This window comes from Achromobacter sp. UMC71, from assembly GCF_014170305.1.
GTDB lineage: Bacteria > Pseudomonadota > Gammaproteobacteria > Burkholderiales > Burkholderiaceae_B > Achromobacter.
Genome location: NZ_LZZT01000006.1, coordinates 37,431 through 55,047, shown reverse-complemented (window position 1 = coordinate 55,047; position 17,617 = coordinate 37,431). Strand labels below are relative to the sequence as shown.

The window sequence follows — 17,617 nt, the reverse complement described above, 5'->3', positions numbered from 1 at the left end:
TCCAAGTTTCCTTGAAAGTTAAAGGATAGAGATCATGGCAAAAGGCAAGTTTGAACGTACCAAGCCGCACGTGAACGTGGGTACGATTGGTCACGTTGACCACGGCAAAACGACGTTGACGGCGGCGATCACGACCGTTCTGTCGAGCAAGTTTGGCGGCGAAGCCAAGGGCTACGACCAGATCGATGCAGCTCCTGAAGAAAAGGCACGCGGTATCACGATCAACACGGCTCACGTCGAGTACGAAACGGAATCGCGTCACTACGCGCACGTTGACTGCCCGGGCCACGCCGACTACGTCAAGAACATGATCACGGGCGCGGCCCAGATGGACGGCGCGATCCTGGTCGTGTCGGCCGCTGACGGTCCGATGCCGCAAACGCGTGAACACATCCTGCTGAGCCGCCAGGTTGGCGTGCCGTACATCATCGTCTTCCTGAACAAGGCTGACATGGTTGACGACGCCGAGCTGCTCGAGCTGGTGGAAATGGAAGTTCGCGAGCTGCTGTCCAAGTACGACTTCCCGGGTGATGACACCCCGATCGTCAAGGGTTCGGCCAAGCTGGCGCTGGAAGGCGACAAGGGCGAACTGGGCGAGCAAGCGATTCTGTCGCTGGCGCAAGCGCTGGACACCTACATCCCGACGCCTGAGCGTGCCGTTGACGGCGCGTTCCTGATGCCGGTTGAAGACGTGTTCTCGATCTCGGGTCGCGGCACCGTGGTGACCGGCCGTATCGAACGTGGCGTGGTCAAGGTCGGCGAAGAAATCGAAATCGTCGGTATCGTTCCGACGGTCAAGACGACTTGCACCGGCGTGGAAATGTTCCGCAAGCTGCTGGACCAAGGTCAAGCCGGCGACAACGTGGGCATCCTGCTGCGCGGCACCAAGCGTGAAGACGTCCAGCGCGGCCAAGTGCTGGCCAAGCCGGGCTCGATCACCCCGCACACGGACTTCACGTCCGAGGTGTACATCCTGTCCAAGGAAGAAGGCGGCCGTCACACTCCGTTCTTCAACGGCTATCGTCCCCAGTTCTACTTCCGCACGACGGACGTGACGGGCACGATCGACCTGCCGGCCGACAAGGAAATGGTTCTGCCGGGCGACAACGTGACGATGACCGTCAAGCTGCTGGCCCCGATCGCCATGGAAGAAGGTCTGCGTTTCGCCATCCGTGAAGGCGGTCGTACCGTCGGCGCCGGCGTCGTCGCCAAGATCCTGAAGTAAGCCGGATCACTAAGCAGCACACAACCAGCGAGGGCGATCAAAGCCCTCGCCTCTCGTTCTTTAGGAAACGCCATGAAAAACCAAAAGATCCGTATCCGCTTGAAAGCCTTCGATTACAAGCTGATCGATCAATCGGCCGCTGAAATCGTCGACACCGCCAAGCGCACGGGCGCCGTTGTCCGCGGCCCGGTGCCGCTGCCCACGCGTATCCGCCGTTACGACGTGCTGCGTTCGCCGCACGTCAACAAGACGTCGCGTGACCAGTTCGAAATCCGTACCCATCAGCGCCTGATGGACATCGTTGATCCTACCGACAAGACCGTTGACGCTCTGATGCGTCTGGACCTGCCGGCCGGCGTCGACGTCGAAATCGCGCTGCAGTAAGGCGTATCGGGTCCGCTACCTTCGCCAGTGGACTCGCAAGAATGGCCGCAATCCTCCGGGACTGCGGCCATTTGTTTTTGCGCCACAGCGTGATGCCGAGATGGCGGGGCAGGGCGTGTTTTACGCTAAGTACTTGTGCTGCCTGAAAAAATCATGCTAATATGCGAAGCTTGCCATTTTGTGGCGAGTCTAACTATGGCAAAAGCCTAAGTTACCCCAGCGTATCGGGAAACCAATCGGGAAACCAATACGCCAGGAAACGAGGGCTACGCCAGGTTGAACATAGTCGTAGGGCAAAGGCCGTTACCTTTTGCCTGATTAGCCCCGACCAATCGCAGTCGGGAATGGAGAATACGATGTCGAATTCGACACCCACGCCCGCCGCTCACCGGCTGGGGCTGGTGGGTCGCAAGGTCGGCATGACCCGCATTTTTACCGAGGAAGGTGAATCCATCCCGGTAACCGTGCTGGACGTGTCGAACAACCGCGTGACCCAAGTTAAGTCGCTGGAAACCGACGGCTATGCCGCGATCCAAGTGGCTTATGGCACCCGTCGTGCCTCGCGTGTGGCTCAGCCGCAAACGGGCCACTACGCCAAAGCCGGCGTTGAAGCCGGTAGCATCCTCAAAGAATTCCGCCTGGATCCCGCTCGCGCCGCTGAATTTGCGGCCGGTTCGGTGATCGCCGTGGAATCGGTGTTCGAGGCCGGCCAACAGGTCGACGTCACGGGCACCACCATTGGTAAAGGCTTCGCCGGTACCATCAAGCGTCACCACTTCGGTTCGCAACGCGCGTCGCACGGTAACTCCCGTTCGCACCGCGTGCCGGGCTCGATTGGTCAAGCACAAGATCCGGGCCGTATTTTCCCGGGTAAGCGCATGGCCGGTCACCTGGGTGACGTCACCCGCACCGTTCAAAACCTCGACGTCGTTCGCGTTGACGTGGAACGCGGCCTGCTGCTGGTCAAGGGCGCTGTCCCCGGCCACGCTGGCGCCGACATCGTCGTGCGCCCGGCCATCAAGGCCCCGGCCAAGAAGGGAGCGTAAGTAAATGGATCTCAAGCTCCTGAACGACCAAGGTCAGGCCGCTGCAACGTTCAGCGCGCCCGACACGATCTTCGGCCGTGACTTCAACGAAGCGCTGATTCACCAGATCGTGGTGGCTTTCCAAGCCAATGCCCGTGCCGGCAACCGCGCTCAGAAGGATCGCTCGGAAGTCAAGCACTCGACCAAGAAGCCCTGGCGCCAGAAGGGTACCGGCCGCGCTCGCGCCGGTATGACTTCGTCGCCGCTGTGGCGTGGCGGTGGCCGGATTTTCCCGAACTCGCCGGAAGAGAACTTCAGCCAGAAGGTCAACAAGAAGATGTACCGCGCCGGGATTCGCTCGATCCTGTCGCAACTGGCTCGCGAAGACCGCATCGCCGTCGTCGAATCGTTTGATCTGGAATCGCCCAAGACCAAGGCTGCCGCTGCAAAGCTGAAGAGCCTGGGCCTGGACTCGGTCCTGATCATCACCGACAGCGTTGATGAGAATGTTTACCTCGCCACCCGCAACCTGCCGCACGTTGCCGTTGTCGAGCCCCGTTATGCCGATCCGTTGTCGCTGGTCCACTACAAGAAAGTGCTGATCACCAAGCCGGCCATCGCTCAACTCGAGGAGATGCTGGGATGAACGCTGAACGCTTGATGCAAGTCATTCTGGCTCCGATCGTGACCGAAAAGGCCACGTTCGTCGCTGAGAAGAATCAGCAAGTCGCTTTCCGTGTCGTGGCTGACGCTACCAAGCCGGAAATCAAGGCTGCCGTCGAACTGCTCTTCAAGGTGCAGGTCGAGTCCGTGCAGGTCCTCAACCGTAAGGGCAAAGTCAAGCGCTTTGGCCGATTCGTTGGCCGTCGCCGTAATGAGCGCAAGGCTTACGTTTCGCTCAAGGACGGCCAGGAAATCGACTTTGCGGAGGTGAAGTAAATGGCCCTCGTAAAAGTTAAGCCGACTTCGGCCGGCCGCCGTGGCATGGTGAAGGTTGTCAGTCCCAACCTGCACAAGGGTGAGCCCTACGCGCCGCTGCTGGAAAAGAAGACCCGTGGTTCTGGCCGTAACAACAACGGTCACATCACGATCCGCCACCGTGGCGGCGGTCACAAGCAACACTACCGTGTCGTCGACTTCCGTCGTGACAAGGACGGCATCCCCGCAAAGGTTGAGCGTCTGGAATACGACCCCAACCGTACGGCGCACATCGCTCTGCTGTGCTACGCCGACGGCGAACGTCGCTACATCATCGCTCCGCGCGGTCTGGAAGTGGGTGCCACGCTGCTGTCGGGTGTCGAAGCCCCGATCCGCGCCGGTAACACGCTGCCGATCCGCAACATCCCGGTGGGTACGACGATTCACTGCGTGGAAATGCTGCCCGGCAAGGGTGCCCAGATGGTCCGTTCGGCCGGCGCTTCCGCCGTCCTGCTGGCTCGCGAAGGCATCTACGCTCAGGTGCGTCTGCGCTCGGGTGAAGTCCGCCGTGTGCACATCGAATGCCGCGCCACCATTGGTGAAGTCGGTAACGAAGAACACAGCCTGCGCCAAATCGGCAAGGCCGGTGCAATGCGTTGGCGCGGTGTCCGCCCGACGGTTCGTGGCGTGGCCATGAACCCGGTCGATCACCCGCACGGTGGCGGCGAAGGCCGTACCGGTGAAGCACGCGAACCGGTCAGCCCGTGGGGCACTCCGGCGAAGGGTTTCAAGACCCGTCGCAACAAGCGGACGAACAATATGATCGTCCAACGGCGCAAGCGCAAGTAAGAGGCGAACACTATGTCACGTTCGATCAAGAAAGGCCCGTTTGTCGATGCTCACCTGATCAAAAAGGTGGACACGGCCGTCGCGGGCAAAGACAAGAAGCCGATCAAGACCTGGTCGCGTCGCTCGACGATCCTGCCCGAGTTCATCGGTCTGACGATCGCTGTGCACAACGGCAAGCAGCATGTTCCCGTGTACATCAACGAGAACATGGTCGGTCACAAGCTGGGCGAGTTCGCGCTGACCCGTACGTTCAAGGGTCACGCCGCGGACAAGAAGGCGAAGAGGTAAGCGATGGAAACTACTGCCATTATCCGTGGGGTTCACATCTCCGCTCAAAAGACGCGTCTGGTTGCGGATCTGATCCGTGGTCAGAAGGTCGGCCGTGCGCTCGAGATCCTCACCTTCTCGCCGAAGAAGGCTGCCGTCATCCTGAAGAAGGCTGTCGAGTCCGCCATCGCCAACGCCGAGCACAACGACGGCGCCGATATCGACGAACTGAAAGTCACCACGATCTTCGTGGACAAGGCTCAGTCGATGAAGCGCTTCTCCGCTCGCGCCAAGGGCCGCGGCAACCGTATCGAGAAGCAGACCTGCCATATCACGGTTAAGGTCGGAGCTTAAGGAGTCACGATGGGTCAGAAAATTCACCCCACTGGGTTCCGTCTCGCGGTCACCCGTAATTGGTCCTCGCGTTGGTTCGCCGACGACAAGGCCTTCGGCACGATGTTGGCCGAAGACATTCGCGTTCGCGAGTACCTGAAGAAGAAGCTCAAGAGCGCCTCCGTTGGTCGCGTGATCATCGAGCGTCCCGCCAAGAATGCCCGCATCACCGTCTACTCGGCTCGTCCGGGCGTGGTGATCGGCAAGCGCGGCGAAGACATCGAAAGCCTGAAGGCTGATCTGCAGCGTCTGATGGGCGTGCCTGTGCACGTCAACATCGAAGAAATCCGCAAGCCGGAAACCGATGCTCAACTGATCGCCGACTCGATCTCGCAACAGCTCGAGAAGCGCATCATGTTCCGCCGCGCCATGAAGCGCGCGATGCAGAACGCCATGCGTCTGGGTGCCCAAGGCATCAAGATCATGAGCTCGGGCCGTCTGAACGGTATCGAAATTGCCCGCACCGAGTGGTATCGCGAAGGCCGTGTGCCGCTGCACACCCTCAAGGCCAACATCGACTACGGCACCTCCGAAGCCCACACCACGTACGGCGTGATCGGCATCAAGGTCTGGGTCTACAAGGGCGACATGCTGGCCAACGGCGAATTGCCGCCGGAAACCGCAGCCCCGCGTGAAGAAGAACGTCGTCCGCGCCGCGCTCCGCGTGGTGATCGTCCGGACGGTGCTCGCACCGGTCGTCCGGGTGGTCGTGGCCGTGGTCCCCGCAAGGCGGACGCTGCTCCGGCGCCTGAAGGAGAATAACCATGCTGCAACCCTCTCGCAGAAAGTATCGCAAAGAGCAGAAGGGCCGCAACACCGGTCTGGCGACCCGTGGTACCCACGTGTCGTTCGGCGAATTCGGTCTGAAGGCCACCGGCCGTGGCCGTCTGACCGCTCGCCAGATCGAAGCCGCTCGTCGTGCTATCAATCGTCACATCAAGCGTGGCGGCCGTATCTGGATTCGCATTTTCCCGGATAAGCCCATCTCGCAGAAGCCTGCCGAAGTCCGTATGGGTAACGGTAAGGGCAACCCGGAGTACTGGGTTGCTGAAATTCAGCCCGGCAAGGTGCTCTACGAAATGGAAGGGGTCAGCGAAGAGATCGCGCGTGAAGCTTTCCGCCTGGCCGCTGCCAAGCTGCCGATTTCGACCACGTTCGTCGCGCGTCATATCGGTGCTTAAGGAGTACTAACATGAAAGCTAGCGAACTCCGTTCGAAAGACGCCGCCGAGCTCGGCAAAGAGCTCGAAAGCCTGCTGAAGGCGCAATTCGGTCTGCGTATGCAGAAGGCCACGCAGCAGCTTGCCAACACCAGCCAGCTGCGTAACGTGCGCCGCGACATCGCGCGCGTGCGTACCTTGCTGACCGAGAAGGCAGGGAAATAAAGATGAGCGAAACTCAAAACACCCAAGTGGCCAAGCGCCAGCGTACGCTGGTTGGCAAGGTCGTCAGCAACAAGATGGACAAGACTGTCGTCGTTCTGGTCGAACGCCGCGTCAAGCACCCCATCTTCGGCAAGATCATCATGCGTTCGGCGAAGTACAAGGCGCACGATGAATCGAACCAGTACAACGAAGGCGATACGGTTGAAATCGCTGAAGGCCGTCCCATCTCGCGCTCGAAGTCGTGGCGTGTGGTGCGTCTGGTCGAAGCCGCACGTATCATCTAAGTAAAGCAGTATTTCGGAACGGTTCGCCGTTCTGATATAAAACGGCAAGGGCTCACTCCCTTGCCGTTTTTTTTTGCGCTTCGCTTCCGGACATTCAAGGACATCATGCGCGGTTTCATCAAGGTGGCGCCGTACGGCCTGCTGATCGCGGGCGGGCTTGCGCTGGCGTCAGGCTTGGCCGCCGCGCAAGCACAAACTCAAGCACAGGCGCGAGCGCCGGCACAAGCTCAGCCCCTGACGCCCGGGGCTATCGTGCCCGCGGCGGATCCGGCAGCCATTGGCCGGAACGTCTTGAATGCCGGGCCTGACCCTCGCGTTCAACTGGACGGACTGTCGCGGGATCACGCGGCCATCTTCGGCACGCAGGACGAAGACGAGCAGGCCGTGTTGGACCAGGAGCGCGCGTTGCGGGCGCAGCAGGATCAGATGCGGATGCTGGAGCGGCTGTTGACGCAGAAGCCTGCTGCCGCGAATTCACCGGCAGCCGCAACCATTCCCCTGAACTCGGGAACGTCCATGAATATGGCGCCGTTGGCGCCTGCGACCTCGGGCTCGCAATTGGGCGGCGGCGATGCACAACGAAGCGTGGAGCAAATGCAAAGGCGCGTTGACGAGCTACGACGGGGTGGGGACACGCTGCGGCAAGGTGTGCGATAAAGGCTCTCCGCTATCGCGCGATCGGTATGGCGCCAGCCCACTGGGCGGAACCGATTGAAACCGGCACGCTGCAATGGCTCGGCGCAAATCGGTCTTAAGCTGATTTACCCCTGATATAAATATCCCGCCAGGAAGGCGACTCGCCGTCCGGTAGATATCCTTCAGGAGCTCAGCAATGCGCGTGGTAACAGGCAAGCACCGGTTGGTGCAGGTGGCTTTGTTGGCGGGCGTGGGTCTGGCGGCGTTTGCTGCGTCCGCCCAGACGGTGGTGTTGAAGAATCAATCTTTTGAACGGCCATCCTACGACAGCCTGATGGTTGTCGGTGGAGATACTCAAGTGCGGCCCGGCATGCCGGTCCGTGACCTGGAGCAATTGGTTCAACGTGTCGCGGATCAAGGCAAAACGCTCGAAGAACTGCGTGGCAAGAACGAAGCATTGAACCGCAAGGTCGACGAACAGGCGCAGAAGATAGCGAGCCTGGAACGCAAGCTGGGCGATGGCGGCCGCAGCAGCGAGAGCCAGAAGGGCGATCTCGACAAGCTGTCCCGAGCGGTGGACAACCAGAAAAATGAACTGGACAAGTTGTCGCGCAGCGTTTCCCAACTGAGCAGCGCGGGCAGCTCAGGGGATCGCAAGATCGACGACCTGCAACGCCGCATCGACGACGTCAAACGCAGTGTGGACGACCTGCGCAGTCGCGTGAAGTAGCGAACAGGTGCCCAGGCGGTGCGTTCTGACGTCTTGGCGTGCCGCGCCGGCTATCCCCAACAGAGCACGAGGCGGCTCCGCGGGACCGCCACCTCCCGGTCAAGGCATGGCCAGGGGAACACCGCAGAACCCATGGCCAGGTTCGATGAAGTATCTGCCAAGGTGGACGCATGTGTCGGGGGTAAATCCACCTGACGTCGTACGGCGCGTTCTCGCGAGTCGAGGTGCGTCGGCCAAGGTAGGTAACGGCTACCGGCGCCGCGCCCGCTCCCGTAACCGGCCTGCCACACCCGTCGGAAAGTAGTACACCGACAGCACGAACAGGATGCCTAGCCACAACAGCCAACGGTCGGGCTCGAACAATAGCGCCAGCGGCGCCACGCCAGCGACGGCGTCGTGGATCACGTGCAGGCCGTCCTGCAGGTAGCTTTGCGCAAACACGAACAGGCTGGCACCGATGATCGCCCCGTACATGGTGCCCATGCCGCCGATCACCACCATCAGCAGGATGTTCAGCATGATTTCGAACGACAGCGAGGTGTCCGGCCCGTTGTAGCGCAGCCAAAGCGCATACAGGGCTCCCGCCAGCGTGGCGAAGGCGGCGGCCAGCAGGTTCGACAGGCTGCGGTACAGCACCGTGCGATAGCCGATGGCCTCGGCGCGGAAGGGGTTCTCTCGGATCGCCTGCAGCACGCGGCCGAAGGGCGAGTTGACGATGCGCAGCAACATCAGGAACAGCACCACGCACACTGCGGCAATCAGGTAGTAGGTGATGATGCGGCCATCGATCGTCACGCCGAACAGCGGTTCGGAAAACGGCCGGTACGCCGGTCGCAGCATCTGCGGCACCTTGAAGTTCAGGCCGTCCTCGCCGCCGGTCAGGTCGGACAATTGCGAGACCAGGGTCTGGAACGCCGCGGCGACGGCCAGGGTGATCATGGCGTAGAAGATCGCACGCACCCGCAAGCTGGCCAGCCCTATGACCAGCGCGAAGACCAGGGACACGGCCAGGCCGGCGCCCACACCCGCCAGCACCGACAGCCAGCTGGCGTCCAAGCGCATGCTGGCGATCGCAACGCCGTAGGCGCCGATGCCAAAGAACATCGTGTGCGCGAAACTGACGATACCGGTGTAGCCCAGCAGCAAGTCGTAGCTGGCGACCAGGATTACGAACACCAGGATCTTGGCCGCCACGGCGAGCGCCTTGGGGCCGGGGAACAGGAAGGGCGCGGCAGCCAGGGCGGCGACAATGGCGATCAGCATGATCGCCAGCAGCGTGCTGCGAGGCGGATCGCCGGAGAGCAGGCGGAAAGACATGGCGACGGTTCCTAGCGGTTCGTGACCGGATACACGCCCTGCGGGCGCCACAACAGAATGGCAACCATCAGCGCGATGTTCGAGAACAGCGCGGCCTTGGGCATCAGGAAGCCGGTGTAGTTGGCCATTAGCCCGACCAGCAGCGCGCCGATCAGGCAGCCCACGGTCGAACCCAGCCCGCCGATCATGATGACGATGAAGATCAGCACGTTCACCTGCGCGCCCAATTGCGGCACGATGGATTGCTGGTACAGGCCCCACAGCACGCCGCCCAGGCCGGCCAGCATGGAACCGGCCACGAAGACGCCGACGAACAAGTGGCGGATGCGGTAGCCCAGGCTCTCGACCATTTCGCGGTCTTCGACGCCCGCGCGGATCAAGAGGCCCAGCTTGGTGCGGTTGAGCAGCCAGAGCATGCCGCCCAGCACGCCCAGGCCGACCAACAGCGCGACGATGCGGAACTTCTCGATCGCGGCATCACCGAGCAGCAAGGCGCCGCGCAACGCTTCAGGCAAAGGCAGCGACAGCGTCTGCGGGCCCCACAGCATCTTGATGATTTCCTCGCCGATGATCATGCCGCCCATGGTGATCAGGATTTGCTTGAGATGCTGGCCGTAGACCGGGCGCACGATCACGCGTTCGAACGCCACGCCCACCGCGCCAGCCACCAGCATGCCTACGATCATGGCGGGGAGCACCGCGGCCAGGTTCATCCACAGGCTGCCGGACTGGGTCCAGTCAGCCATCGAACCCAGCACGGTGGCGGCCATGTAGGCGCCGATCGCAATGAACAGACCGTGGCCGAAGTTCAGAACGTCCATCAGGCCGAAGACCAGCGTCATGCCCGAGGCCACGATGAAGATGATCATGCCCATCGCCAGGCCGGCGAAGGTCAGCGTGACCCAGGTCGAGAAGGAGCCGACCAGGGGTAGAGCGATCGCGGCCAGCGCCAGCACCAGAAGCGCCGGGCGCAGGTCGGCGCGCGTGCGCGGCAGGGGGGCGTCGATGTCGGCGGCGGTCATTGATGGGCTCCGAGGGACAGGCCCAGCAGGCGGGTCTGCAGCGCGTCGTCTTGTGCCAGTTGCGCCATGCTGCCCGCGTGCACCACGCGGCCATTGTCCATGACCGCGACGTGGTCCCCGACCTGGCGCGCGAAATTGAAGTTCTGCTCCACCAGCAAAATGGTGGTGGAGGCCTGTTTGAGTTCGATGAAAGCGTCGATCATGTTCTGGATGATGGCGGGTGCGAGGCCCTTGCTGGGTTCGTCCACCAGCAACAGACGGCGCGGCTCGATGATGGCGCGCGCGACCGCCAGCATCTGTTTCTGGCCGCCCGAGAGCTTGCCGGCCGGGTACAGCCAGAATTTCTTGAGCGCGGGGAAGAAACCGAAGATCCATTCCAGCCGGGCCGTATCGAGCTGGCTGGCGCTGCGCGCCTGACGGGCCGCCAGCAGGATGTTCTCCTTGACCGACAGGTCCGCGAAAATGCCCATGTTCTCCGGCACGTAGGCGATGCCCCGGCGCGCCATGTCGGGGGGCGAGGTGCGCACGCCGGCGCCGCCGGCCGCCATGCCGTCGAAGCCGATCCGGCCCTGCGTGGCTTTCCACAGGCCCATGATGGTGCGCAGCGTGGTGGTCTTGCCGGCGCCGTTGCGTCCCAGCAGCATGGTGACGGCGGCGGGTGGCACGGACAGGTCCACGCCATGCAGGATGTGATACGCGCCGATGTGCGTATGCACGTCTTTCAGTTCCAGCAGCGGGATCGCACTCACGGGGCCGTCCTCATGGTTGTCTCCGGCAGGTTGACCCCCAGGTAAGCTTGCTGCACGATCGGCGATGCGATCACTTCGGCGGGCTCGCCGTCCGCCATCAGCTGGCCGTTGTGCAGTACCACGATGCGGTCCGCCAGCTCGCGCACCACATCCATCTTGTGCTCCACCAGCAGAATCGTCTTGGACGGGTCCTGCTTGATCTCGCGGATCAGGTCCAGCACCACGGGCACGTCGTCCACGCTCATGCCTGCGGTAGGTTCGTCGAACATGAACACCTGAGGCTCCAGCGCGATGAGCATGGCGATCTCGAGCTTGCGCTGGTCGCCATGGGGCAGGTCCGCGGCGATCTGATCACGGCGGGCGGCCAGCCGGGTCCGTTCCAGCAGCGCGTCGGCGCGCGCCAGCAGGCCACGATCGTCGTCCCAGGTGCGCCAGAAGCGGATCTGCCGCCAGCTCAAGCCTTGCTGGCGCGACTGCAGCGCCAACCGCACGTTCTCGCGCACCGACAGGCGCGGGAACAGCTGCGTCAACTGGAAGGCGCGTCCCAGGCCGGCATGCATGCGGGCCGGCGCCGACAGGCCGGTCAGGTCTCGGCCGTTCAGGCGCACCGAGCCCGCGCTGGCGCGCAACTGGCCGGAGATCAGGTTGAAGTAGGTGGTCTTGCCCGCGCCGTTGGGGCCGACGATGGCCGTCAGGCTGCCGGGGGCGAAGCGGCAGCTGACTTCGTTGACGGCCACGTGACCGCCGAAGCGGATCGTGAGCGATTGGGTCTCAAGCATGAAGGCCAGGGCTCAGCGTTTGTTCTGGATGGGCACCGCCATCTGGTCGGGCGTGATTTCCTTGACCAGGTCCTGCACGGCCCACGGCACCGACGGATCGTTCTTGATGCGGAAGTGGTACATCGACTGCATAGCCTGATGGTCTTCCGGGCGGAAGGTCATCTTGCCCTTGGGCGTATCGAAGCTCATGCCTTCCATCGCCTTGATAAGCGTATCCGTCTCGGACTTGCCGGCGGTCTTGTTCAATGCGGTGACCAGTGCGATGCCGGCCGACATGCCGCCCGCGGTGAAGAAGTCCGGCGGCTGGCCATAGCGCTTCTGGTGTTCGGCCACGAGCCAGTCGTTGATCGGGTTCTTGGGAATGCCGTAGTAGTAATACGTCGCGCCTTCCATGCCGGCCAGCGGCTTGAGCGGCGTCATGGCGGCCAGGGTGTTGCCGCCCGTGGCGATTTCGATGCCGAAGCGCTTGGGGTCCAGGTCGGCAATCTTGAACGGATTGCCCGCGCCGGCCCAGAGGATGAAGATGATCTTGCGGCCAGGCTTGTCCTTGAGCGCGTCGAACAGGCGTTGGGCGCCGGCCGTGAAATCTGTGGCGTTGGCCGGCAGGTATTCCTCGTGCACGATCTTGGCTTGCTTGAGGGCGCCCTTGAACGCCTTGACGCCATCGCGGCCGAACGCATAGTCCTGCGCCAGCATGGCGATGGAGGTGCCCGGCTGATCGAACGCGACCGCGTTGGCGATGGCGTCTTGCGACGAGTTGCGACCGGTGCGGAAGATGTACTTGTTCCACTTGTCGCCGGTGATTGAATCCGCGACCGCGGGCTCCACCAGCAGGATCTTTTCATATTCCTCGGCGATCGGCAGCATGGCCAACGCCACGCCCGACGACGTGGGGCCCACGGCGATGTCGGCGTTGTCGTCGGCGTAGGCGGAGGCGAGCTGGGCGCGCGCGACGTCCGGCTTGCCCTGCGTGTCCTTCTCGATGACGCGGATCTTGCGGCCGGACACCGTCATGCTGCCTTGGGTCGCATATTCCAGGCCGAGCATCAGGCCGTTGTGGGTCTGTTTGGCATAGGCCTCCAGTGGACCCGTCTTGTCGTAGACATGCGCCACGACGAAATCCTTGGCCGCCGCGGCGGAACTCAGGCACAGGCCGGCCAGCGTGGCGAGCAAGAGGCGTTTCATGGGTGTCTCCTAGTTCCTAGAGGTTGCCGGCCGCTGCGTTGGCGGCCGGCGTGGCGAGAAAGCGGCGGATGGCGTCGATCTGCGGCGCGATGTTCAAGGCCGGGGCGTGGCCGCAATCGGGGAAGTCGATACGTTGGGCGCGCGGACCGCGCCGGGTCATGGCGTCGGCGACGTCGGGCAGCAGCAGGTCGGAATCGGCGCCGCGCAGCAGCAGCAGCGGAAGACGCAGGCTGTCGTACTCCGTCCAGCGTTCGTAGTCCGTAGGATGGTGGCTGAACTGGCCCACGATGGCTGGGTCGTAATGTGCGGTGACGCGGCCGTCGGGCAGGCGGCGCACCGACGTTTCAGCCATGCGGCGCCATTGCTCGTCGCTTTGCCAGCCGTAGGGTTTGTAGGCGGCGCGCAGCCAGGTTTCCAGTTCGGTGACGGTATCGAAGGCGGGCGGATTGCCGGCGTAAGCCAGAATGCGCTCGATGGCGGCTTGCGGCAGCGACGGGCCGATGTCGTTGACCACCAGGTGCGAAATGCGGTCCTTCAGCGTGGTGGCCGCCGCGAGCATGCCGGTGGCGCCGCCCATCGACGTACCCACCCAGCGCACTTGCGCGAGCGACAGGCCGTCGACCAGGGCGCGCGCCAGCTGGGCGTAGAAATCCAGCCGGTATTCGGCGACGGGCTCCGGGCTCCATTGCGACAGGCCGCGCCCGATTGTGTCGGGGCAGATGATGCGGTAGTCGCCGGCGAGCGCTTGCGCCAGCTCGTCGAAATCACGGCCGGTCCTGGCCAGGCCGTGCCACATGATGAGGGCGGGGGCGCCGGGGCTGCCCCACTCGGTATAGTGCAGTTCGCGGCCTTCGCAGCGCAGATAGCGCGAAGCCGGTGTGTGGCGGGCGGCCTGGGCGGGTGCGTGGGCCATGAGTCTCCTCCCGGGTTGTCCAGGTTGTATGCTTATCCGGCTGAATATAGACTTGCGCCGGGCGTGGCCACAATGCGCCAGACCGCCCGCGGCAGGGTGAGTCAAGAATATGTAGACGCTCGATCACAAGCGCACCCCGCCCGACCCCCGCGAACCAGGAGACCGCGCCATGTCCGACACGGAATTCGCCATTTCCGGCACCGCCGGCGCCGAGCGCTGCGAGCAATGGCGCGCGGCCCTGTCGGATGCCTTCGGCCCGTTCGAGGTGCACCAGGGCCACGCTGGCCGTTTCGCCGGCCATGTGCGCTATGCGCGGCGGGCCAGCCTGCAGTTCAACGACCTGCACTATCAGGGACAGAAGCTGGAGCGCACGGCCGGCAATGTGTCGCACCTGGACCAGGAGTTCTACACGTTCGGACTGCCTCTGGCGGGCCCGCTGGCGGTGCAGCGCCAGGGCCGCGAGTTCCAGGTCGAGCCGGGCTGCGTCTATCTGATGAACCAGAGCCTGCCCTATCAGGCCACCGCCTTGGGCGCTGAAGGTTATCGCAGCCTGAGCGTGTCGTTTCCGCGCAGCGCGCTGTCGCAGCGTGATTCGCGTATCGAGCCGTTCTACAAGCTGCGCGTCGACGACGGCACGCCACGGGGCGCGATGCTGGCCAGCTACATGGACCACCTGTTCAAGGGGTTGGATGGCTGGACGGCGGCCGAAGCCGCCGAGCTGGGTGAACGGTTGATCGACTTGATCGTGCTGTTCCTAGTGCAACCGGGGCAAAGCCATGCCTCGGCGTCCGATAGCAGCGTCACGGTGGCGCATCGGCAGCGGGCCATGGCCTACATCCGCCAGCACCTGGCCGATCCGGCGCTGTCGCCCCAGCGGGTCGCGCAGGGTTGCGGCCTGTCGGTTGCCTACCTGCACCGCATTTTCCAGGCGGGCGGCGTGTCGGTGGAAAGCTTCGTGTTCGACCAGCGCCTGGAGCGTTGCCGCGATTTGCTGCTCAATCCGGCGCAACGCCATCGAGGTATCGCCGAGCTGGCGTACCAGGCGGGTTTTGCGCACCCCTCGCATTTCAGCCGGCTGTTCAAGCAACGCTTCGGCATGTCGCCGCGGGAATGGCGGGCGCGCGGCTAGCGTCCTGCTGATGCGTCAGCCGAAAAAAGGCCCGCTTGCGCGGGCCTTGTCTTATCCGCCGGCGTGAATGCCGGCGTGGCCGATTAGAAGGGCGAGGGCTGCGTCGACAGATTGACGACGCTGTTGCTCTTGAGGTCCAGGCGGATGTGCTCGGACGGCAGGCCGTCGGCCAGCTTCAGCATGATCGCCATTAGCGGCTTGAAGCGCGCCTTGAACATGTCGGCCAGGGTATTCGCATCGCTGACCCGGTCGCCATTGAGCTGCAGGCCGGCATTGGTCTGGCTCAGCGCCTGGGCCAGCAGTTTGTACTGGCTGGCGCGCTGGGCCGGGATATCGGCATAGGCCAGGTCGCCGGCGTTGGCCAGGCGCACGAAATCGCCGGCCAGATCCAGCGCCTGCCATTTGGCGAAGTCCGTCAGCCGCATGCCATGGGCCTGCGCCAGCGCTTGCGCGCGGGTTTCGGCATCGGCAAGATCCGCGGCATAGGCGGGGTTGCTGGCGTTCGGGCCGCCCGCGGCATACAGGCAGTTGAAGAACTCGGGTGTCAGCTTGTTCTGATTGCCGGTGTTCTTCAGTTCCGCCAGGGTCACGGTGGTGCGCAGTTGCGACAGGACAAGCATGTCGGCACCGGTCAGGGGGCTCTTGACCAGCTCGCGCATTTCGCAGCGCCAGTCGTCGTTCAGCAGGCGCAGGCGCACCAGTTCGCTCATGTAGCGGTAGTTGAAGTCACCGTAGTCCTTGGCGTCCAGGATGGACACGTTCCAGCGCGGCGGCACGTCGTACGCGTTTTCGGCACGGTACAGGTCAAACAGCTCGTCAAAACGCGGCACCTTGTCCAGGCGGATCGTCTGCACTTCGATCTCGCTGGCGCTTTGCATCGTCATGAGCTTGTAGGCCGGCACATAGGCCGCCATGGACGGCGCCTGGATGTTGAACAGCGCCTTGTCGCCGCCGTAGGTGCGCACCGCCATGTCATTGAAGTGCATATGGCCGCCCACGTGCACCTTCAGTCCGGTCTCGGCCAGCGCACGCGTGGTGTTCTCCGCCGGACGGCGCACCATCTGCATTTTGTTGGCGCCCAGCAGCGCCTCGATGTCATCGGACGCGCCGTTGAAGAATTCCGTCATCGGGAAATGGCTGAACGCGATCACCTGCTTGCCCTGTGCCTTGCCGCGCGCCACTACATCCGCCAGCCACTTGATCACGTGGGACTTGTGGGTGAGCATCTTGTTGTAGCCCTGATCTCCCGAGCCGGTGAAATCGTTCGGGCCGTTGCCCGTCGGCACGTAGACGTTTGCGTCCAGGCCGACCAGCCATACACCCTTGACCGGTTCGACCACGTAGGACGTGTCCGGCACCATCTTGCAGAACGTGTAGTTCGCCGGCTTGTTGGGGCCGCCGGTGCCCTGCGCGCAGATTTCGTACTGGCGATTGATCCAGCCGGCTTGCGCGACCGCGGTGTTGTAGTTGTAGTCTTCGTACTTGTACGTGCTGTACGGGGTTTCGTAATACACATACTGGGGCTTGGGCATGAAGCCATGCTGGGCCAGGGCATCGGTGATGCCCGCGTAGCCCATGTGCAGCACTTCCTCGGTGCAGTAGGTATCGCCCACACGAGCCCAGTCGCCGGCGTACGGCGTGCTGCAGGCCGCGTTGCCGCCGCGGCTGTAGATGGGCTGCGAGAAGCCGATGGCGCCGCTCACCGGGTCCAGGCCCAGATAATCGCTCTTGCCGTTGGCCTGGTTGAAGGGGCGCACCGGGTCATGATTGCCGGGGGCGGCGAAGAACTGGATGCCGTACTTGGTAGCGTACTCGTCCATCACCTTGACCAAGCCGCGCATGTGCACCGGTTGACCGTCGTCCGAGAAGTCGCCGGGCAGGGCGATGAACTTCACGCCGCGCGTTGCCGCGTCGTCCAGCGCCGCCAGGAAGGCAAAGTAGTTTTCATTGAACAGCCGCGTCGAGGTCAGCTGCGCATACATCGTGCGGATGGTGGCGTTGTCGCCGCGCTTCGGATTGGGGATGCCGGGGAACGAACCATCCTTGAAATCCGCATAGATGTCATGGAAGTGGATGTCCGGCATGAAGGCGATCTGGACAGCGGCAGGCTGCGCGATCGGCGTTTCCGCGACGGGCTTTTTGTCATCGTCGTCATCCTTGTCGCCGCCGCAGGCGGCCAGGAACGCGGAAAGCGCGATGGCACCCGCGGAGCGGGCGCATCGTTGATATCGATTCATGGGGCTTCTCTTTTCGGAACAAGTTTTTCTACAGGCGGCCGTCTCCCCGTTCCTGGGATGTCGCGCCCGCGAGCGAGGCGCAATCCTCGCTGTCCAGGATGACAGGGTGATGAAAGAATGGCGCCAAAATACTTGCTCCGCGATGCATTGCCCCAGGCGAAAAAAAAGCCCCTTGCGGGGCTTTTTTTGGA

General features: G+C 63.2%; 22 protein-coding genes. 15 read left to right on the top strand and 7 right to left on the bottom strand.

All coding sequences use genetic code 11. The features are described from left to right. The first annotated feature begins 34 nt into the window (after positions 1-34). From tuf to A9974_RS01875, 14 genes are all read left to right on the top strand, one after another. Complete coding sequence (gene tuf / locus A9974_RS01940) at positions 35-1,225, top strand: elongation factor Tu (protein ID WP_183002480.1); 1,191 nt, start codon at positions 35-37, stop codon at positions 1,223-1,225. Between the two features lie 72 nt (positions 1,226-1,297). Beyond that, positions 1,298-1,609 carry a 30S ribosomal protein S10 gene (rpsJ, locus tag A9974_RS01935; RefSeq protein ID WP_003806903.1) on the top strand — a complete coding sequence of 104 codons (312 nt, stop codon included), beginning with the start codon at positions 1,298-1,300 and terminating at the stop codon, positions 1,607-1,609. A gap of 356 nt (positions 1,610-1,965) precedes the next feature. Beyond that, positions 1,966-2,655 carry a 50S ribosomal protein L3 gene (gene rplC, locus A9974_RS01930; RefSeq protein WP_183002479.1) on the top strand — a complete coding sequence of 230 codons (690 nt, stop codon included), beginning with the start codon at positions 1,966-1,968 and terminating at the stop codon, positions 2,653-2,655. 4 nt (positions 2,656-2,659) lie between these two features. Beyond that, positions 2,660-3,280, top strand: coding sequence for a 50S ribosomal protein L4 (gene rplD / locus A9974_RS01925; protein WP_025136345.1), 621 nt, complete (start codon positions 2,660-2,662; stop codon positions 3,278-3,280). Beyond that, positions 3,277-3,573 carry a 50S ribosomal protein L23 gene (gene rplW, locus A9974_RS01920; RefSeq protein ID WP_006216557.1) on the top strand — a complete coding sequence of 99 codons (297 nt, stop codon included), beginning with the start codon at positions 3,277-3,279 and terminating at the stop codon, positions 3,571-3,573. The genes rplD and rplW overlap by 4 nt, the downstream gene beginning before the upstream one ends. Continuing rightward, entirely contained in the window at positions 3,574-4,401 is an 828-nt protein-coding gene (gene rplB / locus A9974_RS01915) for a 50S ribosomal protein L2 (protein WP_025136344.1), read from the top strand. 12 nt (positions 4,402-4,413) lie between these two features. Next, positions 4,414-4,689: a 30S ribosomal protein S19 gene (rpsS, locus tag A9974_RS01910; RefSeq protein ID WP_006216555.1), complete on the top strand. Its 276-nt coding sequence runs from the start codon at positions 4,414-4,416 to the stop codon at positions 4,687-4,689. Between the two features lie 3 nt (positions 4,690-4,692). After that, on the top strand, positions 4,693-5,022 hold the full coding sequence (rplV, locus tag A9974_RS01905; protein ID WP_006227021.1) for a 50S ribosomal protein L22: 330 nt from the start codon (positions 4,693-4,695) through the stop codon (positions 5,020-5,022). Between the two features lie 9 nt (positions 5,023-5,031). Continuing rightward, complete coding sequence (gene rpsC, locus A9974_RS01900) at positions 5,032-5,823, top strand: 30S ribosomal protein S3 (RefSeq protein ID WP_129242252.1); 792 nt, start codon at positions 5,032-5,034, stop codon at positions 5,821-5,823. Between the two features lie 2 nt (positions 5,824-5,825). Next, a complete protein-coding gene (gene rplP, locus A9974_RS01895; RefSeq protein WP_006216552.1) occupies positions 5,826-6,242 on the top strand; it encodes a 50S ribosomal protein L16 in 417 nt (138 codons plus the stop codon). Between the two features lie 11 nt (positions 6,243-6,253). Continuing rightward, complete coding sequence (rpmC, locus tag A9974_RS01890) at positions 6,254-6,445, top strand: 50S ribosomal protein L29 (RefSeq protein WP_003806912.1); 192 nt, start codon at positions 6,254-6,256, stop codon at positions 6,443-6,445. A gap of 2 nt (positions 6,446-6,447) precedes the next feature. Continuing rightward, positions 6,448-6,729 (top strand): 30S ribosomal protein S17, encoded by a 282-nt coding sequence (rpsQ, locus tag A9974_RS01885; RefSeq protein ID WP_006216549.1) that lies wholly within the window; start codon positions 6,448-6,450, stop codon positions 6,727-6,729. 60 nt (positions 6,730-6,789) lie between these two features. Further along, a complete protein-coding gene (locus tag A9974_RS01880) occupies positions 6,790-7,386 on the top strand; it encodes a hypothetical protein (RefSeq protein ID WP_255467970.1) in 597 nt (198 codons plus the stop codon). A gap of 175 nt (positions 7,387-7,561) precedes the next feature. Then, positions 7,562-8,095 (top strand): hypothetical protein, encoded by a 534-nt coding sequence (locus A9974_RS01875; protein ID WP_183002478.1) that lies wholly within the window; start codon positions 7,562-7,564, stop codon positions 8,093-8,095. A gap of 249 nt (positions 8,096-8,344) precedes the next feature. Here A9974_RS01875 and A9974_RS01870 read toward each other — a convergent pair whose 3' ends face one another. The 6 genes from A9974_RS01870 to A9974_RS01845 are packed head-to-tail and all read right to left on the bottom strand — an operon-like array spanning position 8,345 to position 14,060. Beyond that, a complete protein-coding gene (locus A9974_RS01870) occupies positions 8,345-9,412 on the bottom strand; it encodes a branched-chain amino acid ABC transporter permease (protein WP_183002477.1) in 1,068 nt (355 codons plus the stop codon). Between the two features lie 11 nt (positions 9,413-9,423). Beyond that, positions 9,424-10,434, bottom strand: coding sequence for a branched-chain amino acid ABC transporter permease (locus A9974_RS01865; RefSeq protein ID WP_183002476.1), 1,011 nt, complete (start codon positions 10,432-10,434; stop codon positions 9,424-9,426). Further along, positions 10,431-11,183, bottom strand: a complete 753-nt coding sequence (locus A9974_RS01860) for an ABC transporter ATP-binding protein (RefSeq protein WP_183002475.1) — start codon at positions 11,181-11,183, stop codon at positions 10,431-10,433. Before A9974_RS01860 ends, A9974_RS01865 begins: the two co-directional genes overlap by 4 nt. After that, positions 11,180-11,962 (bottom strand): ABC transporter ATP-binding protein, encoded by a 783-nt coding sequence (locus A9974_RS01855; protein WP_183002474.1) that lies wholly within the window; start codon positions 11,960-11,962, stop codon positions 11,180-11,182. Before A9974_RS01855 ends, A9974_RS01860 begins: the two co-directional genes overlap by 4 nt. Positions 11,963-11,974: 12 nt before the next feature. Next, positions 11,975-13,147 carry a substrate-binding domain-containing protein gene (locus A9974_RS01850; protein WP_183002473.1) on the bottom strand — a complete coding sequence of 391 codons (1,173 nt, stop codon included), beginning with the start codon at positions 13,145-13,147 and terminating at the stop codon, positions 11,975-11,977. A gap of 16 nt (positions 13,148-13,163) precedes the next feature. Further along, entirely contained in the window at positions 13,164-14,060 is an 897-nt protein-coding gene (locus A9974_RS01845) for an alpha/beta fold hydrolase (protein ID WP_183002472.1), read from the bottom strand. A 169-nt stretch (positions 14,061-14,229) separates the two neighbouring features. Here A9974_RS01845 and A9974_RS01840 point away from each other — a divergent pair, with 169 nt between their 5' ends. Further along, positions 14,230-15,189 (top strand): helix-turn-helix domain-containing protein, encoded by a 960-nt coding sequence (locus A9974_RS01840; RefSeq protein WP_183002471.1) that lies wholly within the window; start codon positions 14,230-14,232, stop codon positions 15,187-15,189. 83 nt (positions 15,190-15,272) lie between these two features. Here the strand turns inward: A9974_RS01840 and A9974_RS01835 are convergent, their stop codons facing one another. Further along, positions 15,273-17,426: a metallophosphoesterase gene (locus A9974_RS01835; protein ID WP_183002470.1), complete on the bottom strand. Its 2,154-nt coding sequence runs from the start codon at positions 17,424-17,426 to the stop codon at positions 15,273-15,275. Positions 17,427-17,617 lie beyond the last annotated feature (191 nt).